Source organism: Candidatus Njordibacter sp. Uisw_056, from assembly GCF_047730085.1.
Classification (GTDB): Bacteria; Pseudomonadota; Gammaproteobacteria; order Pseudomonadales; family Balneatricaceae; genus Njordibacter.
This window is the reverse complement of sequence record NZ_CP159830.1, coordinates 120,758-143,321: the sequence shown is the minus strand read 5'-3', so window position 1 is coordinate 143,321 and position 22,564 is coordinate 120,758. Positions and strand designations below refer to the sequence as shown.

Here is a 22,564-nt window from a genome sequence, read left to right as displayed (position 1 = left end):
TCTGTGCAAGTGAAAAATCGTTACAGCAAAGTGGATGTAACCACTTAAAAATAGATGTTATGATCATTTTTAAGCAATGAGATGAACCCATGACGAAACACACGAGAGCCAAGTTTTGGCCTAGCTTTAGCCCAAGCTCGCTCACCCTTCTTGCAGCAGCAACTGTTTCTGCTGTGCTTGGTTCAATCCATGCTTTTTCTATACTTTTAGCGCCACTTGAAAGTCTTTTTGACGCCACCCGTTCGGCAGTCTCATTAACCTATTCTCTTGCTTTGGTGTCGTTATCTATTGCTGTGTTGCTTGGCCATTTAGCTTATGGCCGCACATCTGCTGCAATTTTTCTTATGGCCACGTGTGCCTTAGCTGCTCTAGGAACACTGATTGCTGGGCTAGGAAATTCACTGTGGGTTGTGTGGCTTGGATATGGGGTAGTCTTTGGCGCAGCTAATGGGCTTGGTTATGGGTTTGGATTGCAACTCGCAGCGCAAGCTTATCCGGGGCGAGAAGGCCTGTCCATGGGCATTATCACAGCAGCATACGCTTTTGGGGCGGTCATCTCACCCACCCTGTTCAATTTTATATTAGACACCCTTAGCTTTACGGCTGTCATGATTACATTGACAGCACTATTGCTTGTTGTTGGCCTATTAAGTGCACTGATACTCAAGCAAGTGGGGGCAAAATTCTGTAATAATAAGCCGGGGTCTGCCACCTTATCAGCTTCGCGTCGCAGCCAGCAACTACTGTGGCTTGGCTATTTTGGAGGTGTGTTATCGGGGCTCATGGTGATTGGTCATTCTGCTGGGGTTGTTGCCACATTGCAGCCAGGCATCGCACCCTGGGTTGCACCTATGGTGATAGCCACCTTTAACTTGCTTGGCAGTCTAATTGGCGGCCGTTTAGTTGATAAAATACGTGCAGAGGGGTTACTGGCGATATTAGCCATTATCACTACGTGTGCACTTATTAGCTTAGTTGTATTTGGCAGGATTGGTGGACTCTTTATCAGTTTAAGTGCCATTGGTTTTGCCTACGGCGGCACCATTGCTGCATACCCTGCGGCTATTGCGAAGCTGTTTGGTGTTCAAGACATTGCCAAAATTTATGGCCGTGTATTTACAGCATGGGGCTGTGCTGGGCTCCTTGGGCCATGGTTGGCTGGCTGGCTGTTCGATATTAGTCGAGACTATCAATTAGCATTATTGATTGCCGCAGCCTTTAGTATTGTTTCGGCCATGGCTATGGTTCTATTATCAATGGATAAACCATATGTGCGTGTTTGATTGCACGAATACAAAGACACATTGCTGCCGTTGTGCGTTAGGAGGAATTAATGATGGACACTGACAGCATTAGTAACGCAGGCAAACGTATGCAGCCAGTGAGCAAAAAAATGGCAGGTATTACTGGATGACGCCTGTAACATCCGCTTCATTAACGCTAGGCAGACTTTGGGTTCTCGCCAGGTAGACCGCGACATGGCAAAAGCTAATTACATCGGCATCCCAACTTACAGTGCAACAGTCTAAATTAAATGCTTAGGCAAATGAGCAGACCCAAAAACAGCACTATTGCTAGCGCCACAGAGCCTGCACACAGAGGCTAAGATCTACTGGGTCATCACGTTAAGCCAATCATTAACCCACTGCTTGCGGTTTTGATTGATTTCAGCTGTATCTAGCTGCAATACCTGAGTAGGTTTAATTAGTTTGCCATAAGCTTCTGGCATGTCTGCAGGCGTGTTTACAGGGTACATCACGTTGCTTAAGGGTAGGTGCTTTTGGAAGCCCTCACTTACCATGAAGTTTAGGAAATCGTCAGCCAGTGCCGAATTTTGAGACGATTTCAACTTTGCCGCCACTTCCACTTGCAGGTAATGACCTTCCTCAAATTCAGCCGCTTGGTACTGGTCTGTACCTTCAACAGCCATATGGTAGGCTGGAGACGTGCTGTAACTCAGCACCATAGGTGCTTCACCTGCCATGAACAAGCTGAAATAAGCTTCACTCCACCCCTTGGTGGTGGTTAAAATATTATCCGACAACTTGGCCCAAGCCGCATCTGACTCATTCCCATAAACAGACTTCATCCACAACAGTAAACCCAAACCAGGGGTACTTGAACGTGGGTCTTGAATGATGATCTTTAATTCTGGGCCCGCATTAACTAACTCGTCTAAACTTTTTGGCGGGTTGGGCATAAGCTTGGTGTTGTAAACAAACGCAAAGTAGCCATAATCAAAGGGCACAAATGTATCATCTTGCCAGTCGATGGGCATTTCTAAACCATTGGTGTCTACCGAGTGATTAGCAAATAAGCCACTTTTTTTGGCATCATCGACTAGGTTTAAGTCTAACCCGAGTAAAAGATCAGCCTTAGTAGACGCACCCTCTAACTTGAGGCGCTGCAACATGGCCACAGCATCTGACATACCCACTAGGTTCAAGGTACACCCACATTGCTCTTCGAATGTGGGTTTTATGAGTGGCCCCATCCCCCAGTCTGAAACGAAGGAATCGTAGGTATAAACCGTCAGTTCTTTTTTGGGGGCATCGCCGGCTAACGCTGGCGTGGCGGTGATCGTTAAACTGAGACAGGCGGCGGCAATATAAGCCGTATAGTGAGACATAAATACTCCTAAAAATTAACTAGTTAATTTCTATGACGGCCAATAGTATATTGGCGCTATTAGGAGGAGGGAGCGGCGTAAGGCTAGCTTACGTGGATGCGTTTCCTTGTTCCCTACGCTGGCATTATCCAGATCAGGTACAACGGGATTCACGTTAGTGATCTCAGCCCAACACGTTAATTAGAAATTAACTGGACACCCCGACAAGTCATAGTGGGCGCAATATAGACCAAAACTAGCCTTGGTTGCAAGGCTAGAAGAGGTGATTTAAGAAATAATATAGATTTTCCGTTTCAAATCACTCGAAGAAGCACCCACCTATGCTTGGAACGCAGGACCTTTGGTTATTTATCAGCTCCGGTGTCTGACTTAATTTTGTTCCTGGTCAGGGTTTTATTTTTATTGTTAGCTACATTGCCAGCAAAGGCTTTCAGGGCGGTTCTGTGGCGACTTTAGGAGTAAGTGCAGGCACTCTAGGCCACATAATCCCAGCTGCTTTTCGGCATTTCAGCACTCGTTGCAGATTCTAGCAACAAGCTGAAAGGAGGCCTATTTACCTACTTTGGTATTCGCCTACTGCTTAGCTCCAGGCCCTGAACTCTTTAATTAATCGCTACTATGTGGGGATAACTTTATTGAGTGGTTTAGAGGGTCACCCCATAATTATAGGTATTTACTTTAGGCTTAAAATATTATACTTTATACTTAAAGTAATTATTTAATAATTCTCTACTCTGGAGCGAGTGTTAATGAAAATAGCTTGTATCGGTGGTGGTCCTGGGGGGCTTTATTTTGCCATCAGCATGAAATTACGCAACCCTAAGCACGAAATTTTAATCATCGAAAAAAACCGGCCAGACGACACATTTGGCTGGGGCGTTGTATTGTCTGATGAAGCCTTGGCTAATGTAGACCGCAATGACCCCATTAGCGCGGCAGCCATTCGTAACGAATTTGCCTACTGGGATGATATAGCGGTAGTAAAAGATGGCGTACGTGAAGTATCAAGTGGCCATGGGTTTTGTGGTATCGGCAGGATGAAATTATTGCAAATTTTACAGCACCGCGCCCAAGAGCTAGGCATTGAACTGCGCTTTGAGACACAAGCAGGTGAATACGAAGACTATATGCGTGACTACGATCTGGTTGTTGCATGTGACGGACTTAGGTCTAAAGCCCGCAATCAATTTGCTTCAGTGTTTAAGCCACAAATTGATGAACGCTTATGTCACTTTACTTGGCTGGGCACACATCAGAAGTTTGATGATGCGTTTACCTTTATTTTTGAAAAAACACAGTATGGTTGGGTATGGGCCCACGCCTACCAATTTAGTAAGGACACAGCTACCTTTATTGTGGAGTGCAGTAAGTCTACATTTGAAGCATTTGGTTTTGCCAACCTAAGCCAACAAGAGTCTGTTGCCATTTGTGAAGCTATTTTTAAGGACCATCTAGGTGGCCACAAGCTGATGACTAATGCCAACCATATCCGTGGTTCTGCATGGATTAATTTCCCACGCGTGCTGTGTGAAAAATGGTCTCACAAAAACCTAGTCCTAATGGGTGATGCCGCAGCAACAGCACATTTTTCAATCGGTTCTGGTAGCCGCCTTGCCTTTGACAGTGCAATTGCCCTGGCAGACTATCTGGAACAAGAACAAGACCTACCTCGAGCCTTTATAAAGTACGAAAATGAACGTCGAATTGAAGTGCTTCGTTTGCAGTCGGCAGCACGTAATTCTATGGAATGGTTTGAACAAGTAGAGCGTTATCTAGACCTAGACCCTGTGCAGTTTAACTATGCTTTGCTGACACGATCACAACGCATTAGCCATGAGAACTTGCGTTTACGAGACCCAAAATGGTTATCGCTAGCTGAGCAATGGTTTCAGCAAAAAAATAACCAAATGCCTAGTAACCGCAGCCCTATGTTTACCCCATTTAAATTACGTGGGCTCACGTTGGCTAACCGCATCGTTGTGTCGCCTATGGCGCAATACAAGGCCCAGGACGGCTGCCCCACTGATTGGCACCTAGTACATTATGGCAACCTGGCAAAAGGGGGTGCTGGCCTAGTTTATGTGGAAATGACATGCCCCAGTGCAGATGGCCGAATTACCATAGGGTGCCCTGGGCTTTACCACACCACCCATGTTGCCGCTTGGAAAAAGATTACTGATTTTGTGCACCAAGAAAGTAGTGCAAAAATATGCATGCAGCTTGGGCATGCCGGCGCCAAGGGTTCTACACAACGTGGCTGGGAGCAAATGGATGCGCCTTTAACCAGTGATAACTGGCCGTTAAAGGCAGCCTCTGCTGTAGCCTGGTCTGAGGCAAACCAAATGCCTACGGAAATGACCGAAGCTATGATGGACCAAGTTCAGGCAGACTTTGTATCTGCTGCCAAAATGGCACTTGACGCAGGCTTTGATATGATCGAATTACATTGTGCGCATGGTTATTTATTATCATCTTTCATTACCTCATTAACCAATAAGCGACAGGATCAATTTGGTGGTACATTAGATAATCGTCTACGATTCCCCCTAAGTGTTTTCGCAGCCATACGGGCAGTAATGCCAGTGGATATGCCTTTGGCTGTGCGGATTTCTGCCCATGACTGGGTAGATGGAATGGGCATGGACCCAACGCAAGCTGTGGCCGTAGCTCAAGCATTTAAACAGGTCGGCGCAGATATTATCGATGTGTCCAGTGGACAAACCAGCACGCAGGCCAAACCTGTTTATGGGCGCATGTATCAAGCACCCTTTGCAGACCAAATTCGCCACGAAGCAGCTATACCTACAATGGCTGTGGGTAACATTTTTGAAGCAGACCATGCTAATTCAATTCTGATGGCCGGTCGGGCAGATTTAGTGTGTTTAGCTAGGCCCCATTTAGCCAACCCTTTTTGGACCTTACATGCTGCCGCTGAGCTTGGTGATGAGCAGCAATTATGGCCTCTGCCCTATGGGGCAGGTAGAGACCAATATTATCGCTTAGCCCAGATTGAAGCCCAAAAAGCGCTACAAGCTACCATAGTGAATGCGGCAGCAGTGAGCAAGGTTTAGACGAGAAATAACTATGGATTTAACTAATCAACATGTTTTAGTTACTGGGGCAGGTTCAGGCGTTGGCCTTGCCATTGCTAGGCAGCTTGATAAGCTGGGCTGTCGTATCACTTTGTGTGGCCGCAATGAAGGCCCGCTGATTGAGCTCTCATCCAGCTTAGACAATGCCCAATATTTTACCTGTGATGTGACAGACAGAGTCGCATTAGATGATGCCTTAAACCAAGCAAGGCAAAGTTTTGGCCCTTTTTCAATTGCTATTGCTAATGCAGGCAGTGCTGAGGCACGCCCGTTTAGCAAAATTTCCCAGCAAGATTGGCAGCAAGCCATGGGGGTTAATCTTGATGGCTGTTTCAACACTTTTCAAGCCACCTTGTCAGATTTACTGGGACACTCAGAAGGCCGTCTAATTGCTATTGCCTCAACTGCCGGGTTGCGGGGCTATAAATATGCCTCCGCATACAGCGCCGCTAAACATGGGGTCATTGGGCTGGTTAAGTCATTGGCTATTGAACTGGGGCCAAAAAACATTACTGTTAATGCTATTTGTCCAGGGTTTACCAACACACCTATGTTACAGCGCAGTATTGCCAAGATTATGCAGGCCACAGGCGCTGACCAAGCAAAAGCTGAGAGTAAATTGTTATTAGACAACCCCATAGGCCGATTTATAGAGCCTCAAGAAATAGCCGATGCCGTGGTTTTTTTATGCCAATCCCCTGCGTCTAATGGGGTCACCTTAAAACTGGATGGAGGCGCTCCTTAAATGGTTAATCACTACGATGCTAATACCCGCCAGCACCTTCGAGTATGGTTAAAGCTTCTCAAAACCAGTACTAGTATTGAAACAGCCTTGCGCGAGAGGCTAAAAAAAGAGTGCAGTACAACATTGCCAAGATTTGATGTTATGGCCGCTTTGGATCACCACACGGATGGCTTACGCATGACAGAGTTATCTGACTTTTTGATGGTGTCTAATGGCAATGTTACCGGCATTGTAAGCCGCCTTGCCGAAAGCGGCCTGATAGAACGAACCCAAGATACCCATGACCGCCGCGCTCAAAAAGTGTGTTTAAGCCCAAGCGGGCAGGCAGAATTTAAACAGCTCGCTCAACGCCACGCGCAGTGGATTGATGACATTATGCAACCGCTTAACACCGAAGAATCTAATACTTTATTAACATTACTTGAACGACTGGCTAACCATAAGGTGAACAAAAATGACTAGGTTAGAAGATGTTACTGCAACTCACTTTCATTGGCACTGCTCTCATGGCGTTGGTACGATTAAGCTTAATCGTCCAGATCGTAAAAACCCCCTCACCTTTGAAAGCTACGCAGAGTTAAAGACGCTCTTTTTGCAACTAGCACTACAACAGACCATCAAGACCGTTGTTATTTTACCCAATGGTGGCAACTTTTGTTCTGGTGGAGACGTGCACGATATTATCGGCCCCTTGTTAGATAAAGACACTTTAGGTTTGCTCAATTTTACTCGTATGACGGGTGACCTAGTGAAAGCTATGCTGGCTTGTGGCAAACCCATTATAGCTGCAGTGGATGGCGTGGCTGTTGGTGCTGGCGCTATTTTGGCAATGGCCAGCGATATGCGCATAGCGACCCCACAAGCAAAAACTGCGTTCTTATTTACCCGTGTAGGTTTAGCAGGATGCGACATGGGTGCCTGCGCCATTTTACCTCGTATTATTGGCCAATCTCGAGCAGCTGACTTACTATTTACTGGCCGTTCCATGAGCGCAGAAGAAGGCCAGCAATGGGGTTTTTATAGCAGAATTGTTGCAGTAGAAGCGTTAGAAGAAACGGCACAGGATATGGCCAAAAAGATTGCTGCTGGGCCTAGCTTTGCACATATGATGACCAAAACTCAACTCAATCATGAGTGGAATATGTCGCCAGAACAAGCCATAGAGGCTGAAGCTCAGGGCCAAGCACTGTGTATGCAAACACAAGATTTCAAACGTGCATATGAGGCTTTTATTAATAAACAAACACCTAGCTTTGAGGGTAATTAGCATGCACCGCGATATGAGCTTTTTAACTTGGCCTTTCTTTGATGACTACCACCGGCAACTGGCTACAGAATTGGAGGCCTGGTGTGAAGTACATTTGCCAGTGGATCATAGTGATGTAGATCAAGCCTGTATCCAGTTAGTAAAAATGCTGGGAGATGGGGGCTGGCTTAACCACAGTGCTATAAATCCAGATTCCTCTACCCACCAATCATTAGATACCAGAACCTTGTGTTTAATTCGAGAAACTCTCGCTAGGCATGATACTTTAGCCGACTTTTCCTTCGCTATGCAGGGCCTTGGTACGGGTGCCATAAGTCTGTTTGGCACCCAGGACCAACAACAATGGTTACGCAAAACCCGTGCTGGCGAGGCACTCTCTGGGTTTGCATTAACTGAACCACGATCGGGATCTGATGTGGCAAATATTGCCCTGAGTGCTCATCTAGAGGGTGAAAATTACGTCCTTAATGGTGAAAAGACATGGATTTCAAATGGCGGCATTGCCGACGTATATTGTGTTTTCGCTCGCACCGGTGAAGCGGCTGGCGCAAAGGGTTTATCTGCGTTTTTAGTACCTGCAAATAGCGCAGGGCTTACAGTGGCAGAACGCCTGCATACAGTTGCACCTCACCCTTTAGCTCGGCTAAATTTCAACAAGGTTGAGGTACATAGCAGCCAAATGATTGGCGATGCAGGAAGTGGCTTTAAGGTCGCTATGTCTGTACTAGACATCTTCCGTTCTAGTGTAGGAGCCGCTGCTTTAGGTATGGCACGCAGGGCGTTGCATGAATCATTAGAGCGCAGCCAGAGCAGGCAATTATTTGGTGCACCATTACGGGATTTACAAATGGTCCAAGGGCACCTAGCCGACATGGCCACCCAAATAGATGCCGCTGCATTGCTGGTTTACCGAGCTGCCTGGACTAAAGATCAGGGCGTCGCAAGGGTCTCTAAAGAAGCGGCTATGGCTAAGCTCTATGCTACCGAAATGGCCCAAAAGGTTATTGATCAAGCGGTACAAATACATGGCGCAGAAGGCGTAAGAAGTGGGGCCACTGTAGAGTGCTTATACCGTGAAATACGGGCTTTACGCATATATGAAGGCGCCACAGACGTTCAAAAAATAATTATTGCCAAGCAGCTTTAGGTAGGAGGCCCCATGAAGTTACTCGATTCAGGTCATGTAGATACATTTTGTCGCGATAACTTGCCCCCTATGGATCAGTGGCCTTCGCTCAATACCAGCCAGTATGCTTACCCTAAGCAACTCAATGTAGCAGTTGAACTGACTGATCGCATGGTAGAACGTGGCTTTGGTGATCAAACTGCCTTAATTGGTAATGGCCGAGTACGCACATACAAAGAGCTGGCTGATTGGAGCAACCGCCTAGCCCATGCATTGGTAGATAATTACGGTGTAAAGCCGGGTAACCGAATATTAATACGGGCGGCTAACAACCCTGCCCTAGTAGCATGCTGGCTTGCCGCCACAAAGGCCGGCGCAGTAGTGGTTAATACTATGCCGATGCTGAGAGCTGGCGAGCTGAGTCAAATTGTAGATTTAGCGAAAATTAAACTGGCACTGTGCGACACACGCCTAATGGACGAAATGACCACTTGCGCCAAAACCAGCAACACTTTAGACCAGGTTGTAGGCTTTGATGGCACTGCAAATTTTGATGCTGAACTAGACCGTATTGCACTTAATAAGTCTGTGCGCTTTAACGCTGTTGCAACCAGTGCAGACGACGTAGCACTGCTAGGTTTTACGTCTGGTACTACAGGCAAGCCGAAGGCCACCATGCATTTCCACCGAGACTTACTAATTATTGCCGACGGTTATGCCCGTGAAATATTAGAAGTAACACCTGATGATGTGTTTGTGGGCTCACCCCCTTTAGCATTTACTTTTGGTTTAGGTGGGCTAGCTATTTTCCCACTGCGTTTTGGCGCGGCCGCTACTCTGCTAGAAACAGCCGCACCTCAAGATATGATTACCATTATTGAAACCTACAAGGCCACTATTTGCTTCACCTCTCCTACGGCATACCGTGCTATGTTAGCTGCTATGGAAGAGGGTGCTGATTTATCCAGTCTTCGAGTTGCAGTGTCTGCCGGGGAAACTTTGCCCGCGCCTGTATTTGCTGAATGGCAGGCAAAAACTGGTAAACCCATGCTCGATGGTATTGGTGCCACAGAAATGTTGCATATATTTATGTCTAATCGCCTTGATGATGCCAAACCGGCCTGCACTGGTAAGCCTGTGACCGGCTATCAAGCCAAGGTGGTTGACGATAATATGCAGGAACTGCCTCGCGGAGAAGTAGGCAAACTGGCTGTAAAAGGACCGACAGGATGCCGTTATTTAAATGATGATCGCCAAGCCAACTATGTTATGAATGGATGGAACCTTACAGGGGATGCTTTTTACCAAGACGAAGAAGGCTATTTTTATTTTGCCGCTAGAACAGACGACATGATACTGTCTTCTGGTTACAACATCGCTGGGCCAGAAGTGGAGGCATGTTTGTTAGGGCATGAGGCTGTATTTGAATGTGCCGTGATTGGCACGACAGATGAAGCACGTGGCCAATTGGTGCATGCCCACATTGTGCTAAGCCCATCTTTCCAAGCCTCTGATGCACTCGTATTAAAGCTACAGGATTACGTAAAAAATACTATTGCACCTTATAAATATCCTCGGTTAGTGGACTTTATTGATGCCCTACCCAAAACTGAAACGGGGAAAATTCAACGTTTTAAACTAAAAAAATAAGACCCATAAAGGAGTAGTAAAATGAAAAAGAAATTAATCACCAGCCTTTTAGGTGCAGCCTTGTGCTTAACACCACACGTTGGCGCCGCCCCAGTAAAAGTGGGTATGATCACCACCCTATCTGGTGGCGGTTCTGGCTTAGGAGTGGATGTGCGTGATGGCTTTATGCTGGCTGTGAAAACAGCCAACCGCTCAGACCTAGAAGTCATTGTTGAAGATGATGCGCGAAAACCTGCGCTTGCCGTCCAGATCGCCGATAAAATGATCCAAAAAGAAAAAGTGGATATCCTCACTGGCATTATTTGGTCAAATTTGGCCATGGCCGTTGTGCCAAGCACAGTGAACCAGGGTGTCTTATATTTGTCTCCTAACGCTGGGCCATCTGCCTTAGCAGGCCAAGGCTGTCACAAAAACTATTTTAACGTTGCTTGGCAGAACGACAACTTACATGAAGCAATGGGCAATTATGCTAATTCAGCAGACCACAAAAACAGCTTTATTTTGGCCCCTAATTACCCTGCTGGTAAAGATGCTCTCACAGGGTATAAGCGGCTCTATAAAGGCAATTTGGCGGGTGAAATCTACACCAAATTAGGGCAAAAAGACTATGCAGCAGAAATTGCTCAAATTAGAGCTTCTGGCGCAGATAGTGTGTATATCTTCCTTCCAGGAGGCATGGGAATCGCGTTTATGAAGCAATACTCGCAAGCCGGAATGACAACGCCCATTATGGGGCCAGCGTTCTCCTTTGACCAAGGCATTCTAAAAGCTGTGGGTAAGGCTGCCCTGGGTGTAAGAAACTCGTCTCAGTGGAACAAAGACATCGATAATGCTGCCAACAAGGTGTTTGTTGCTGACTTTGAGGCCGCATATGGTCGCTTGCCTTCATTGTATGCAAGCCAAGGTTACGATACGGCTAACTTGATCTTGTCTGCTATGGATTCTGCAGATATTAATGACCAAGATGCGTTTAGAGCCGCTCTTAAGTCTGCTCAGTTTGACTCTGTTCGTGGTGACTTCCGCTTTGGTAATAACCAACATCCTATCCAAGACATTTATGTACGTGAAGTAGTCATGGAAGGTGACGTGCTCACCAATAAGATTATTGGTGTGGGACTAAAAGACCATCAAGATGCCTATGCGGCAAACTGTTCTTTGTAATTTACCTTAACCACAAGCGGTACATAAGTACCGCTTGACTATGGAGAAGCCAGTATGGATGTAATACTGCTTTTAGAGCAGCTCCTCAACGGCTTACAGTTAGGCATTATGCTGTTTTTGATAGCAGCAGGTTTAACCCTTATTTTTGGAGTCATGGGACTAATAAATTTAGCCCATGGCTCTTTGTATATGATCGGCGCCTTTGCTTGCGCTGCAGTTGCTACTTGGAGTGGCTCCTTTTGGCTAGGCCTAATGGCAAGCCTAACCTTCGCTGCAGCAGCAGGTGCCTTGATTGAAGTAGTTATTATGCGGCGGTTATATCATCGTGAGCACCTCGATCAGGTGCTGGCCACCTTTGCCCTTATCCTTATTTGTTCCGAAGGCACACGTTGGTTGTTTGGTTCGTTTCCTTTGTACCTAGACGTACCCGACATATTTTATGGTGCTGTAAACTTATTTGGTGTGCTTCAGTATTCACGCTATAGGCTATTCATTATTGTTATTGGTTTATTTACAGCCCTTTGCATATACCTGTTAATTAACAAAACTCGCATCGGCATGCGTATCCGAGCTGGCGCGGCAGACCGTCAAATGACGGCGGCTCTGGGTATTAATATTAGTCTGCTTTACACTTTGGTATTTGCTCTTGGAGCAGCCTTGGCTGGTTTTTCTGGCGCTTTGGTAGGCAGCATTCAGTCTGTTGAAGTGGGTATGGGTGAACCTGTGCTAATCCTTGCTTTTGTAGTTGTGGTTATTGGAGGTATTGGGTCCATACGTGGCGCTTTAGTGGGTGCCCTTTTGGTGGGCATGGTGGACACATTGGGCCGCGGTTATTTACCCCAAATACTCCAGCTATTGCTTGACCCTGTATTCGCCAATACTTTGGGTGCGGCTCTCTCTTCCATTGCAATTTATCTACTGATGATTGTTATTTTAGTCTTCAAACCTCAAGGCTTGTTCCCTGCGCATGGATAACTATATGTCAGAAAAAATGCTCAACCGGGCCCTGTTATCTTTACTCATTATTGCCCCTTGGTTGGCTCACTGGATAGATGAACCTTACTATGTCTCTTTGGCCACGCGTATTGCTATTTTAGCTCTGGCAGGCGTAGGTTTGAATATTGCGCTGGGCTTAGGCGGCATGGTTTCCTTTGGTCATGCTGCATTTTTTGGAATTGGCGGTTATGTCACTGGTATTTTAGCAAGCCATGCCCTAAATTATGAGCCCTTGTTCAGTGGCATTTTTGCCATGTCAGGCAGCACACAAATGCTATTTATTTGGCCAATAGCCATGCTTGTTGGCGCTATAGCAGCTATTTTTATTGGCCTACTTAGTTTGCGCACAAGTGGTGTGTATTTCATTATGATTACCCTCGCTTTTGCTCAAATGATTTACTACTTTTCAATTTCTTGGCCCAACTACGGCGGCGAAGATGGCTTACCTATTTACTTACGAAATAGCTTTCCAGGCGTTAATACATTACAGCCTATTCAATTCTTTATGATTTGCTGCACTATCCTACTTATTACCCTTTGGGGCGTATCGCGATTACAAGATTCCCGTTTTGGTAATGCACTAAAAGCCCTCCGCCAAAACGAGACCCGAGTGGCCGCTGTTGGCATCAGCCCATTAGGCATTAAACTTGCAGCCTTTGTTATCTCTGCCATGATCACAGCTTTGGCAGGTTCACTATTTGCCGACCTTAACCGCTTTGTTAGCCCCACTATGTTTTCTTGGCACACCTCTGGGCAAATAATGATCTTTGTTATTCTGGGAGGCATAGGCCGCTTATATGGACCCGTAGCAGGTGCCATCATGTTTATCCTGTGCGAAGCATTACTTGGCAGTTGGACAGAGTATTGGCAATTTTTCCTAGGGCTGCTGTTGCTATGGGTTGTACTGTTTGCTCGGGGAGGTTTAATTGGCCTGTTATGCGGAGACAAAGCCCATGACTAATAGAGTTTTAGAGATCACTAACCTAAACAAAAGTTTTGGTGCTATTCATGCAACACAAGATCTAAGTTTAACGTTAGATACAGGCGAAATTCATGCCCTCATCGGCCCTAATGGTGCAGGAAAGTCTACCTTGATTAAACAAGTGACCGGTTATTTGCAGCCTGATAGTGGTGACATTCAGTTTTTGGGGCAATCAATTAACCACTTGTCGCCAGCACACAGGGCTAAATTAGGTTTAGCACAAACATTTCAAGTGTCTTCTTTAATTATGGAGTACTCCTGCCTGCAAAACGTAGTACTTGTTGTGCAAGCACGATTAGGGTCCAGCTATCGCTTTTTTGCGCCGATAAAAGATGATGCTTTATTGCAGCACGAAGCCATGACATACCTGCAGGAGGTAGACCTAGACAAGCGTTGCTATATTGCAGCATCTGCTTTGTCCCACGGCGAACGACGACAACTTGAAATTGCCATGGCATTAGCACTTGAACCTAAGGTTTTTTTACTTGACGAACCGATGGCTGGAATGGATCCTGTTGGTGTCAAAAAATTAATTAAACGGCTAAAGAAAATGTGCGAGAAGGCACCTATTCTATTAGTAGAACACGACATGCCTGCGGTGTTTGCTCTGGCAACCCGTATTACAGTGTTAGATTATGGGCGTGTTATTGCCACCGGCGATGTTGAAAGTATTCGTAATAACCCCGAGGTGCAAACAGCTTATTTAGGAGTAGCGCCATGACTCAAGCCCTGCTCACGGTATCAAATTTGTCAGCCCATTATGGTGTCTCTCAGGCCCTTTTTGATGTCAATTTAACAGTTCATGCAGGCCAAGCTGTGGCCCTCATGGGCCGCAATGGTATGGGCAAAACCACTACTGTAAACGCCATATGTGGGCTTATGGCCACAACTTCTGGTGCCATTGTTTTCAATGGCCAGTCCTGTGTAGAACTGCCTAGTTACAAGGTTGCGCGCTTAGGCTTAGGATTAGTGCCAGAGGGGCGCAGGTGCTTTGCAAATTTAACAGTACGGGAAAACCTGTTAATGGCAGCCAGGCCAGGCGAATGGGATTTAGCTAAAATCTGTGGCCTTTTGCCTCGTTTACATGAGCGCCTTGACCAGTATGCCAATACTTTGTCAGGTGGAGAGCAACAAATGCTGGCCATCGGCAGAGCATTACTTACTAATCCAAAACTGTTAATTTTAGATGAGGCTACAGAAGGTTTGGCCCCCGTGATAAAACAAGAAATTTGGCGCATTGTAGCGACCTTAAAACAGGCAGGTCAGGCAATTTTATTAATCGATAAATCTTTAGCAGAGCTATTGCCCATTACTGACACCTGCGTTTTATTAGAGCGCGGCGCAACTGTATGGCAAGGCCTGCCCAACAGCTTAGATGCCAACCTTAGACACCGCTATTTAGGGATATAAACATGCCTTCATTTGAATTTAAGCACCCAGTTTTATTTCAGCACTGTGACCCTGCAGGTATGGTTTTTTACCCGCGTTATTTTGAAATGGTTAATGCCTGTGTTGAAACATGGTTTGCTGAGAAGCTGCTAGTGTCATTTAAACGGCTGCACCTTGAATTAGGCTTAAGTGTACCTACGGTGTCTACCCAAACTAACTTTTGTGCGCCAAGTCGCCTAGGCGACTTACTAGTATTTCAGCTACACGTAGCAAAAATTGGTAACACCAGCTTAAGTTTAAAGATTAACGTAACCTGCGATGGCCAGCTTCGGCTCACTAACGACACCACTTTGGTACTTATCGAACAACACACTGGCAGCCCATCCCTTTGGCTTAAGCACCCTGAGTTTGCCAGCCTGAGTCACACTTTTTAATAAGGAAATATCATGCAATTACTAAACCCACCACACTGGAAAGAACCTAAAGGCTACTCCAATGGTATTGTGGCTCAAGGCAAGCAAATTTTTGTGGGTGGCCAAATAGGATGGAATAAAGACCAAGTATTTGAATCTACTAACTTTGTGAGCCAGTGTGAACAGGCACTTATCAACATCGTTGAAGTGCTTGCACAAGCTAATGCAAAACCAGAGCACCTGGTACGATTAACGTGGTACGTGATAGACAAAACAGTTTATCTGCAACAGCAACAGGCTCTAGGAAAGGTATACCGAAAAGTTATTGGTCGCCATTTTCCAGCAATGACGATGGTGCAGGTTGCAGACCTTATTGAAGACCAAGCCCTCGTCGAAATTGAAGCAACGGCAGTTGTAGACTAGACCAACACATAAAGGGCAGGCCTTTTTACTTTTGGTATTAGCCTTTTAATGAGCTTAAATCACTAAAATACTTCTGTAATGCTGGGGCAAAATAAATTATTTCTTTATACGCTGCTACGGCTCTGGGCATCGCGTCTATTGCTATTTTTAGTTGCGTTAATGCATGAGGTACCTGTGTTAGGCTCATCATTGGGTAGACGTAAACCCTTATGGTAAAGGCAATGGCATGGGTTTGGGGCAACCGCGTAAGCGTTTGCCGTTCGCAGCGATAATATAGAGGGGTGTTTGCTGCATGCATGATCTTATCTCCAGGAAGTTGTGCCAATTGTGTATTCGCCTGAAGTGACCAGTTAAATCGTTGAACGGGCTTTCCTACTGTAAGGTGATCAAAAAATCGATCTATTTTAGGCGTTAACTTTTCATGAAGGGTAGGCACTGGGTCATGGATGGTGGCCATAGGCTGGCCTATTTTTTCTGACAGATGCCAGTTACTTGGGCTGCATAAGCTGGCTGCCGTGAGGCAATAATTACCATCTAGTTTCTCCATAATGAGTAAATCATCTGCTACCCATAGCGACGCTTGCCATAAAGGGTGGGTACCCGCTCCAGCCAACTCAATGCCATTAGGCAAGTAGTTTAGGCCACCTGTCATATTGCAGTATAGTTGACTATGCTGATTTAGCAGATGTCGCTTTAGCTCAATAGCCAGTTCTTGTTGGGCTGCATAAGCGCTGGGTAATGCATCAAATATGTGCTGTTGCTGTAACTCCCTTAACCTCAGCTTATGTTCCAAGTAACGAGGGTAGTCTTCGTCTGGCTCAATCCAATGACGTGGATCTAACGACTTCATACCCATAGAAATGGCATCTTTATGCTGCATATGTGGCAGGTATTTAGGCAGCTTAGTGGCAATATTAATCATTAGTTTGGCGCGAACTCGCTACCTCTTCAACTCGAGTTATGAGCAGGTCTATTTTCTTTTCTAGCGTTTTATTATGATTTAAAATATCGCTATTTTGTTGCCGCAACTCGCGATTTTTAACATTAGTGTCGGCAAAACCAAGCATACGTTCAGCGATTAGCGCGCCAATAAAGCCTACCAATCCCACACCCACATAAAACATTAAAGCCACTACCATGCGTCCACCAAAAGTGACTGGAAAATGGTCACCAAAACCAATAGTGCTGGCACTCATTTGTAGCGTCCAAAACGCATCGACGTAGGAATTTATATTACTGTTTAGTGCACCTTCTTCAAAGTGTAACAACGCCAATGCAAATAGAGCAATCACACTATACAGTAGGCATACACCAGCAGCACCTAAAGCTAAAAGGCTGTAATTACGAATGCCATACTGGTCAGTTTTGTAGATGTATTTTTGCATTACACGCGTCCCTATATTGAGGCTTTGGCAACCATACGAGCAGCAACAAAATCTTCAATGGAGGCGCCTACAGACTTAAACAATGTAATACTTTGATTGAGCCTCTTGTAGGTCATACCACTAAGTTGGTGCAGGTCTCCCTGAATATTATCCATGTCAAAGTAGCCTTCCTGTGCAGCCTGTAATAAATCTCCAGCTTCACCATGGGCGCCCGCATAGGTGTCCACAAAAACAAGGCTTTTGGCTACCAGTTCACTATCGGTTTCACGCAAGTCTGAGCGGTATGCACCTACAAGGTCAATATGGGTGTTTGGCTTAACCCACGCACCTTTTACTAAGGCTTTGTTAGACAGGGTGCAACAGCTTATAACATCAGCTTGGCCGCAGGCCTGTGCCAAATCATTAACCGCTTGAGCATTGTCTAGCTGGCTTGCAACTGCTGCGGCTTTAATCTGGTCGCGGCCCCAAATTAATACCTTATTAATTGAGGGCCGCACGCTCATGTGGGCGTGGGCCAATTCTAATGACAACCGCCCTGTACCGACAATAAGTAGCGTTTTTGCATCTGTGGGGGCTAGGTAACGCGCCGCCAGAGCTGATGCTGCTGCGGTTCTTCGCGCAGTAAGTGTTGCACCATCAATCAAGGTAGACCAAGCCCCGGTTTCAGCGTCAGCAACTAGCACTTGAGCCTGTATGGCAGCAAGGCTTCGAGCACTGTTACTGGGCACCACATTAACCAACTTTACTACAACACCCGCATCCTTTGCCCAAGAAGGCATGATGAGCAAGGTGCGATCTGCCTGGGGTAAGTGCTGATGGCCTGCAGGTTCAGGCACTGAGTAATGTAATCTTGGTGGCGCAGTGGCTGCACCATCACCTTTACTAAAAGCATCATGCAGCGCATCAATGAGTGCTGGGTATGGCAACAGCTGTGCAGTAGTTGGCCCATCAATTACGCGCATAATACTAGCTTTCCAGTTCGTCTATAGCCCAGTCTAATGCTGGTTGATACCAATCTGTGAGGGTAGCTTGAAGCTGCCTTAAAGAGTGAATCAGCTGTGTTTTATCGGCCATAGAAAAGTTAATGTGGCCAACCTTGCGAACAGGCCTTACTTCTTTGCCATACCAAAACACTTCAGCACCAGGCAAAGCCAACCACGCTAAATTATAATCAATACCAATAAGGTTAATCATCACACTGTTGTGCTTGATAAGGGCAGGCACCAGCGGCAAGTCTGCCGTTGCTCGTACATGGTATTCAAACTGGCTAATACTTGCACCTGATTGAGTCCAATGGCCACTGTTATGTACTCTTGGCGCTAGCTCATTAATAAGTAGGCGCTCACCCAACCTGAACAACTCCATGGCCATAACACCCACATAATTAAGCTCATCCATTACTTTACCGAGCATGGTTTCGGCTGAACTTTGGAGGTTAGTTAAGCGTTCTAGAGGTGCCAAAGTAACAGTTAATATGCCATCTTGATGTCGGTTTAGCCCCAAGGGGTAGTAGTGGCAATCACCCGCTCTATTGCGCACACCAACAATGGACACCTCTTCGTCAAAGGCAATCGCTTGTTCGGCAATCACCTTATCGTGCCAACCTTGAGGAATAGCGCTACCCTGCTGCGCCACCAGCCAATGCTGACCACGCCCGTCAAATCCACCAGTGCGCTGTTTAAGTAATACTCTATCACCATATTGCTCATGCAGGCTGGCGGCCGTATGTTGTTCTTCTACTAAGGCCCATGGCGCAGTGGCCAATTTCAAACGGTCCAACAGCTGCTTTTGCGTAACGCGATCGGCTACTAAACTAAATACATCTTGGTTTACAAAGTTGGCGTGGGCAGCAAGTTGATCGGTGGCCACAGTAGATGGCCACTGTTCGCGCTCTGCGGTAATTACATCATCATCTTCTAGGGCAAGGATGGCATCTAGTTCAATGTCTACCGGGCGCAAATCTACACCTAACGGTTGAGCGGCATGTTTGAGCATGGCACCTAACTGGCCCGCGCCCAATACCCACACACGTTTTATTGCTGGTTTCATAACGCTTGAATTAACCTTCCCTTGGATCGGGATTATCTAATATAGTTTGTGTTTGTTCAGTACGAAAATCTTCAATCCGTTGGGCTAATTTAGGATCTTGATTTGCTAATATTTGGCTAGCCAGCAACCCTGCATTGAAGGCACCAGCACCACCAATGGCCATACTTCCTACAGCCACACCTCGGGGCATTTGCACAATTGAGTAAAGGCTATCAACGCCACTTAAGGCTTTACTTTGCACAGGCACGCCCAGCACGGGCAACCGTGTTTTAGAGGCCACCATCCCAGGTAAATGGGCTGCACCTCCGGCACCTGCAATAATCACCTGAATACCACGGCCTGCAGCTGCAGAAGAAAATGCCATGAGTTTGTCTGGTGTGCGGTGAGCAGACACTACTTCCACTTCGTAATTTACACCCAAACGATCCATAATTTGTGTGGCTTCTTGCATACATGGCCAGTCGCTCTTAGACCCCATGATAACGGCAACTTTTGCGCCCATTGGTTTTTCTCCAAAAAGTGAAGGATAAATTTTACCACAAGGCCTCATAAGGCTAAAGAATGCTAAGTAAAACTAACCTATTTACTGCTAAATTTGTTAGATTGTGGCCATGAAAATACCTTTAAACGAAATACACAAAAAAATTCTAACTAGTAAGCACTGGATTTTTGATATGGATGGCACCTTAACCATAGGGGTACACGACTTTGACATGATGAGAAGTGAACTTGGTTTAGCACCAGACCAAGGCATCTTAGAAGCTGTGCAAGCGATGTCCCCTGAGGAAGCTGCACCCATGTGGGAGAAAATTGACGCAATGGAGTATTACTTTGCCAGTTTAGCTAAACCCATGCCCGGTGCATTTGAACTTTTAGAGCACCTGCAGAAAAAAGGTGTCAACTTAGGCATATTAACGCGCAATGTAATGCCTGCGGCCTTACACACACTTAAAACCTGTAATTTAATTCACTTTTTTACGCCTACAGACATTTTGGATCGAGCTTCTTGCGAGCCAAAGCCTCACCCAGCTGGAATATCTTTATTACTGGATCGATGGGGTGCCAATAATGCCGATAGTGTAATGGTTGGAGACTATTTATTTGACCTAGAAGCAGGCAGAGCTGCAAAGGTAGCCACGGTGCATATCAACACCGAGGCGCAGTACCCATGGCCACATGTGACCGATTGGGGCATTGACCACTTAAACCAACTTATAGCTTAAAGTGGCTTGATTTAAGGTTAGGACTGCCTGCGGGTTTGCGATGGTGTGACTTCAAAATACTGCCGGTAGCATTTACTGAAATGTGGGTATGACACAAAACCACAGGCCAGCGATATATCACTCATACTCAGATGGGTTTGTGTGAGCAGTTGGTGGCATCGTTTTAAGCGCAGCTCCAGATAATAACGTGTGGGGGTGCTGCCTAAATAACGCTGAAACTGACGTTCTATTTGCCGCCTTGTAATGCCAACTAACGAAGCAATTTCTTCTGCTGACAACATTTCTTCCATGTTGTTTTCCATCAATCCAATAATATCTTGAAGATTTTTTGGCAATTGGGTGTCGGCCTGATCACTCAGAAAGGCAGGTTCACCAGCATTATTAATGCGGTCGCACGTAAGAATGTCGCAGATACCTCGCACAAAAGGCTTACCTCTAGCCTCTAATATAATTTCAAGCATCATGTCTAAAGCACTATTACCACCAGCGCAACTAAAACATTGTTTATCAATAATATAGGCTCTATCTTTTAAGTCTATATTGGCAAAGCTCTCCCTAAAGCTCGCCCTATTATCTCGATGAATTGCACAGGTTTTACCATCAATAACACCTGCATTTGCCAAGGCAAATAAGCCGTTCCACAAAGACCCTAATGCCTTTTTTCTTAAGCCAGGTTGACGCAAAAATTTAATTAATTGAGGGAGAGGTTCCACATCTACTCGAAAACCACCACACACCACAAAAGCGTCTATATGGTCTAGATTAAGTTCCCCTAACGAGTGGTCAGCCATGGCGGCAAACCCCAAGTCACTGCACACAGATGCCCCATCTAAACTCACTAAGCGAAAGGTGTAGAGTTCTTCTTCACTGAGCAAATTAGCTGTACGCAAGGCGTCTAAAGCGGAGGTGAGCGCCACCATAGAAAAATTTTCTTGTAACAAAAAGGAGAAGTTGCGTAGCTCCCCGGGCAGTTTATTAGTTACCGGGGGGTTCACAGGCTCTAGAGGAAACACATGTAACTGCGCTTTTGGTTTTATTGGCTCATCCATAAGCAAATTATATCACCAAATTTGAAGAGGGTCAGTGCAACAAAGAATAGCGGCGAGATGACTTGTAAGTCTTACTGCTTAGCAATGCTATTCATGCCAAAATAGCATCATCTGTTTATGTATAGGCTTTATTTATGAATTTCACCGGTACTGAAAAATACGTTGCTACTAAAGACTTACAAATGGCAGTTAACGCTGCGGTCATATTACAGCGTCCTTTGCTGATTAAAGGAGAGCCTGGTACTGGCAAAACCCTGCTTGCAGAAGAAGTGGCTTCTGCATTAGGCATGCCACTGATGCAATGGCATGTAAAGTCTACCACTAAGGCACAACAGGGCCTATACGAATACGATGCCGTATCGCGTTTGCGTGATTCTCAACTGGGCAGCGATCAGGTTCATGATATAGGGAACTACATTAAAAAAGGCAAGCTATGGCAAGCCTTCGATGCTGATGAGCGTGTGGTATTGCTGATTGATGAAATAGACAAGGCAGACATTGAGTTTCCAAATGACCTTTTGGTAGAGCTGGACAAAATGGAATTTCATGTTTATGAAACAGGTGAGAGAGTTCAAGCCAGGCATCGCCCAGTGGTGATTATTACGAGTAACAATGAAAAGGAATTACCAGACGCCTTTTTACGCCGCTGCTTTTTCCATTATATTAATTTTCCAGACAAGCACACCATGAAAGCCATTGTTGATGTGCACTACCCAGGCATTAGCAAAGCCCTCGTTGCTGAGGCCATGCAAATGTTTTTTGACGTGCGGGACATCCCTGGGCTCAAAAAGAAACCCTCAACATCTGAATTAATTGATTGGCTTAAGCTGCTTATGGCGGATGAAATTCCTGAAGATTTATTAGCCAACCGTGACCCAACCAAAGCCATCCCACCACTTTATGGTGCTTTATTAAAAAATGAACAAGATGTTCAACTTCTTGAGCGGCTAGCTTTTATGGCCCGCAGGGAGCAGCGTTAATTTAT

Annotated in this window: 23 protein-coding genes and 1 riboswitch; of the genes, 16 read left to right on the top strand and 7 right to left on the bottom strand. The window is 45.8% G+C overall.

What is annotated here, in order from left to right:
- Positions 1–89 precede the first annotated feature (89 nt).
- Positions 90–1,283, top strand: coding sequence for an MFS transporter (locus ABXT60_RS00695; protein WP_443630867.1), 1,194 nt, complete (start codon positions 90–92; stop codon positions 1,281–1,283).
- A 326-nt stretch (positions 1,284–1,609) separates the two neighbouring features.
- Here the strand turns inward: ABXT60_RS00695 and thiB are convergent, their stop codons facing one another.
- On the bottom strand, positions 1,610–2,629 hold the full coding sequence (thiB, locus tag ABXT60_RS00690) for a thiamine ABC transporter substrate binding subunit (protein ID WP_443630866.1): 1,020 nt from the start codon (positions 2,627–2,629) through the stop codon (positions 1,610–1,612).
- Between the two features lie 93 nt (positions 2,630–2,722).
- Positions 2,723–2,842, bottom strand: a riboswitch (TPP riboswitch).
- A gap of 536 nt (positions 2,843–3,378) precedes the next feature.
- Between thiB and ABXT60_RS00685 the strand changes: the two genes are divergently transcribed.
- From ABXT60_RS00685 to ABXT60_RS00625, 13 genes are read left to right on the top strand one after another with little or no spacing between them, the layout of a single operon-like run.
- Positions 3,379–5,700 (top strand): bifunctional salicylyl-CoA 5-hydroxylase/oxidoreductase, encoded by a 2,322-nt coding sequence (locus tag ABXT60_RS00685; RefSeq protein WP_443630865.1) that lies wholly within the window; start codon positions 3,379–3,381, stop codon positions 5,698–5,700.
- A 13-nt stretch (positions 5,701–5,713) separates the two neighbouring features.
- Positions 5,714–6,466 (top strand): SDR family NAD(P)-dependent oxidoreductase, encoded by a 753-nt coding sequence (locus ABXT60_RS00680; protein ID WP_443630864.1) that lies wholly within the window; start codon positions 5,714–5,716, stop codon positions 6,464–6,466.
- A complete protein-coding gene (locus tag ABXT60_RS00675) occupies positions 6,467–6,928 on the top strand; it encodes a MarR family winged helix-turn-helix transcriptional regulator (RefSeq protein ID WP_443630863.1) in 462 nt (153 codons plus the stop codon).
- The gene (locus ABXT60_RS00670; protein WP_443630862.1) at positions 6,921–7,733 is read left to right on the top strand and encodes an enoyl-CoA hydratase family protein; all 813 of its coding nucleotides are present in this window, start codon (positions 6,921–6,923) and stop codon (positions 7,731–7,733) included. The genes ABXT60_RS00675 and ABXT60_RS00670 overlap by 8 nt, the downstream gene beginning before the upstream one ends.
- Position 7,734: 1 nt before the next feature.
- The gene (locus ABXT60_RS00665) at positions 7,735–8,880 is read left to right on the top strand and encodes an acyl-CoA dehydrogenase family protein (protein ID WP_443630861.1); all 1,146 of its coding nucleotides are present in this window, start codon (positions 7,735–7,737) and stop codon (positions 8,878–8,880) included.
- 12 nt (positions 8,881–8,892) lie between these two features.
- Complete coding sequence (locus ABXT60_RS00660) at positions 8,893–10,509, top strand: benzoate-CoA ligase family protein (protein WP_443630860.1); 1,617 nt, start codon at positions 8,893–8,895, stop codon at positions 10,507–10,509.
- Between the two features lie 21 nt (positions 10,510–10,530).
- Entirely contained in the window at positions 10,531–11,670 is a 1,140-nt protein-coding gene (locus ABXT60_RS00655) for an ABC transporter substrate-binding protein (protein ID WP_443630859.1), read from the top strand.
- A gap of 54 nt (positions 11,671–11,724) precedes the next feature.
- A complete protein-coding gene (locus ABXT60_RS00650; RefSeq protein ID WP_443630858.1) occupies positions 11,725–12,645 on the top strand; it encodes a branched-chain amino acid ABC transporter permease in 921 nt (306 codons plus the stop codon).
- Positions 12,646–12,649: 4 nt separating this feature from the next.
- Entirely contained in the window at positions 12,650–13,627 is a 978-nt protein-coding gene (locus ABXT60_RS00645; protein ID WP_443630857.1) for a branched-chain amino acid ABC transporter permease, read from the top strand.
- A complete protein-coding gene (locus tag ABXT60_RS00640) occupies positions 13,620–14,369 on the top strand; it encodes an ABC transporter ATP-binding protein (protein ID WP_443630856.1) in 750 nt (249 codons plus the stop codon). The genes ABXT60_RS00645 and ABXT60_RS00640 overlap by 8 nt, the downstream gene beginning before the upstream one ends.
- Positions 14,366–15,058, top strand: a complete 693-nt coding sequence (locus ABXT60_RS00635) for an ABC transporter ATP-binding protein (protein WP_443630855.1) — start codon at positions 14,366–14,368, stop codon at positions 15,056–15,058. The genes ABXT60_RS00640 and ABXT60_RS00635 overlap by 4 nt, the downstream gene beginning before the upstream one ends.
- A gap of 2 nt (positions 15,059–15,060) precedes the next feature.
- Positions 15,061–15,471 carry an acyl-CoA thioesterase gene (locus ABXT60_RS00630; protein WP_443630854.1) on the top strand — a complete coding sequence of 137 codons (411 nt, stop codon included), beginning with the start codon at positions 15,061–15,063 and terminating at the stop codon, positions 15,469–15,471.
- Positions 15,472–15,483: 12 nt separating this feature from the next.
- Complete coding sequence (locus tag ABXT60_RS00625) at positions 15,484–15,873, top strand: RidA family protein (protein WP_443630853.1); 390 nt, start codon at positions 15,484–15,486, stop codon at positions 15,871–15,873.
- 37 nt (positions 15,874–15,910) lie between these two features.
- Here the strand turns inward: ABXT60_RS00625 and ABXT60_RS00620 are convergent, their stop codons facing one another.
- From ABXT60_RS00620 to purE, 5 genes are read right to left on the bottom strand one after another with little or no spacing between them, the layout of a single operon-like run.
- A complete protein-coding gene (locus ABXT60_RS00620; protein ID WP_443630852.1) occupies positions 15,911–16,795 on the bottom strand; it encodes a heme-dependent oxidative N-demethylase family protein in 885 nt (294 codons plus the stop codon).
- A complete protein-coding gene (locus tag ABXT60_RS00615) occupies positions 16,788–17,258 on the bottom strand; it encodes an ion channel (protein ID WP_443630851.1) in 471 nt (156 codons plus the stop codon). The genes ABXT60_RS00620 and ABXT60_RS00615 overlap by 8 nt, the downstream gene beginning before the upstream one ends.
- A gap of 11 nt (positions 17,259–17,269) precedes the next feature.
- Complete coding sequence (locus ABXT60_RS00610; protein WP_443630850.1) at positions 17,270–18,220, bottom strand: ornithine cyclodeaminase family protein; 951 nt, start codon at positions 18,218–18,220, stop codon at positions 17,270–17,272.
- Positions 18,221–18,224: 4 nt separating this feature from the next.
- The gene (purK, locus tag ABXT60_RS00605; protein ID WP_443630849.1) at positions 18,225–19,307 is read right to left on the bottom strand and encodes a 5-(carboxyamino)imidazole ribonucleotide synthase; all 1,083 of its coding nucleotides are present in this window, start codon (positions 19,305–19,307) and stop codon (positions 18,225–18,227) included.
- Between the two features lie 10 nt (positions 19,308–19,317).
- On the bottom strand, positions 19,318–19,809 hold the full coding sequence (gene purE, locus ABXT60_RS00600) for a 5-(carboxyamino)imidazole ribonucleotide mutase (protein WP_443630848.1): 492 nt from the start codon (positions 19,807–19,809) through the stop codon (positions 19,318–19,320).
- Positions 19,810–19,918: 109 nt separating this feature from the next.
- On the opposite strand from purE, the gene ABXT60_RS00595 reads away from it, so the two are divergent.
- A complete protein-coding gene (locus ABXT60_RS00595) occupies positions 19,919–20,530 on the top strand; it encodes an HAD family hydrolase (RefSeq protein WP_443630847.1) in 612 nt (203 codons plus the stop codon).
- A 17-nt stretch (positions 20,531–20,547) separates the two neighbouring features.
- On the opposite strand, the gene ABXT60_RS00590 is transcribed toward ABXT60_RS00595, so the two are convergent.
- Entirely contained in the window at positions 20,548–21,579 is a 1,032-nt protein-coding gene (locus ABXT60_RS00590) for a GlxA family transcriptional regulator (RefSeq protein WP_443630846.1), read from the bottom strand.
- Between the two features lie 134 nt (positions 21,580–21,713).
- Here ABXT60_RS00590 and ABXT60_RS00585 point away from each other — a divergent pair, with 134 nt between their 5' ends.
- Entirely contained in the window at positions 21,714–22,559 is an 846-nt protein-coding gene (locus tag ABXT60_RS00585) for an AAA family ATPase (RefSeq protein WP_443630845.1), read from the top strand.
- The last annotated feature ends 5 nt before the right edge of the window (positions 22,560–22,564 follow it).

Excerpts from the sequence above, each read along its gene's own strand:
- ABXT60_RS00585 (WP_443630845.1), top strand. The coding sequence starts at position 21,714 with ATGAATTTCACCGGTACTGAAAAATACGTTGCTACTAAAGACTTACAA.
- ABXT60_RS00610 (WP_443630850.1), bottom strand. The coding sequence starts at position 18,220 with ATGCGCGTAATTGATGGGCCAACTACTGCACAGCTGTTGCCATACCCA.
- ABXT60_RS00680 (WP_443630864.1), top strand. The coding sequence starts at position 5,714 with ATGGATTTAACTAATCAACATGTTTTAGTTACTGGGGCAGGTTCAGGC.
- ABXT60_RS00590 (WP_443630846.1), bottom strand. The coding sequence starts at position 21,579 with ATGGATGAGCCAATAAAACCAAAAGCGCAGTTACATGTGTTTCCTCTA.
- ABXT60_RS00650 (WP_443630858.1), top strand. The coding sequence starts at position 11,725 with ATGGATGTAATACTGCTTTTAGAGCAGCTCCTCAACGGCTTACAGTTA.
- ABXT60_RS00670 (WP_443630862.1), top strand. The coding sequence starts at position 6,921 with ATGACTAGGTTAGAAGATGTTACTGCAACTCACTTTCATTGGCACTGC.
- ABXT60_RS00675 (WP_443630863.1), top strand. The coding sequence starts at position 6,467 with ATGGTTAATCACTACGATGCTAATACCCGCCAGCACCTTCGAGTATGG.
- ABXT60_RS00635 (WP_443630855.1), top strand. The coding sequence starts at position 14,366 with ATGACTCAAGCCCTGCTCACGGTATCAAATTTGTCAGCCCATTATGGT.
- ABXT60_RS00615 (WP_443630851.1), bottom strand. The coding sequence starts at position 17,258 with ATGCAAAAATACATCTACAAAACTGACCAGTATGGCATTCGTAATTAC.
- purE (WP_443630848.1), bottom strand. The coding sequence starts at position 19,809 with ATGGGCGCAAAAGTTGCCGTTATCATGGGGTCTAAGAGCGACTGGCCA.
- ABXT60_RS00630 (WP_443630854.1), top strand. The coding sequence starts at position 15,061 with ATGCCTTCATTTGAATTTAAGCACCCAGTTTTATTTCAGCACTGTGAC.
- ABXT60_RS00695 (WP_443630867.1), top strand. The coding sequence starts at position 90 with ATGACGAAACACACGAGAGCCAAGTTTTGGCCTAGCTTTAGCCCAAGC.
- ABXT60_RS00620 (WP_443630852.1), bottom strand. The coding sequence starts at position 16,795 with ATGATTAATATTGCCACTAAGCTGCCTAAATACCTGCCACATATGCAG.
- ABXT60_RS00665 (WP_443630861.1), top strand. The coding sequence starts at position 7,735 with ATGCACCGCGATATGAGCTTTTTAACTTGGCCTTTCTTTGATGACTAC.
- ABXT60_RS00595 (WP_443630847.1), top strand. The coding sequence starts at position 19,919 with ATGAAAATACCTTTAAACGAAATACACAAAAAAATTCTAACTAGTAAG.
- ABXT60_RS00685 (WP_443630865.1), top strand. The coding sequence starts at position 3,379 with ATGAAAATAGCTTGTATCGGTGGTGGTCCTGGGGGGCTTTATTTTGCC.
- ABXT60_RS00625 (WP_443630853.1), top strand. The coding sequence starts at position 15,484 with ATGCAATTACTAAACCCACCACACTGGAAAGAACCTAAAGGCTACTCC.
- ABXT60_RS00645 (WP_443630857.1), top strand. The coding sequence starts at position 12,650 with ATGTCAGAAAAAATGCTCAACCGGGCCCTGTTATCTTTACTCATTATT.
- purK (WP_443630849.1), bottom strand. The coding sequence starts at position 19,307 with ATGAAACCAGCAATAAAACGTGTGTGGGTATTGGGCGCGGGCCAGTTA.
- ABXT60_RS00660 (WP_443630860.1), top strand. The coding sequence starts at position 8,893 with ATGAAGTTACTCGATTCAGGTCATGTAGATACATTTTGTCGCGATAAC.
- ABXT60_RS00640 (WP_443630856.1), top strand. The coding sequence starts at position 13,620 with ATGACTAATAGAGTTTTAGAGATCACTAACCTAAACAAAAGTTTTGGT.
- ABXT60_RS00655 (WP_443630859.1), top strand. The coding sequence starts at position 10,531 with ATGAAAAAGAAATTAATCACCAGCCTTTTAGGTGCAGCCTTGTGCTTA.
- thiB (WP_443630866.1), bottom strand. The coding sequence starts at position 2,629 with ATGTCTCACTATACGGCTTATATTGCCGCCGCCTGTCTCAGTTTAACG.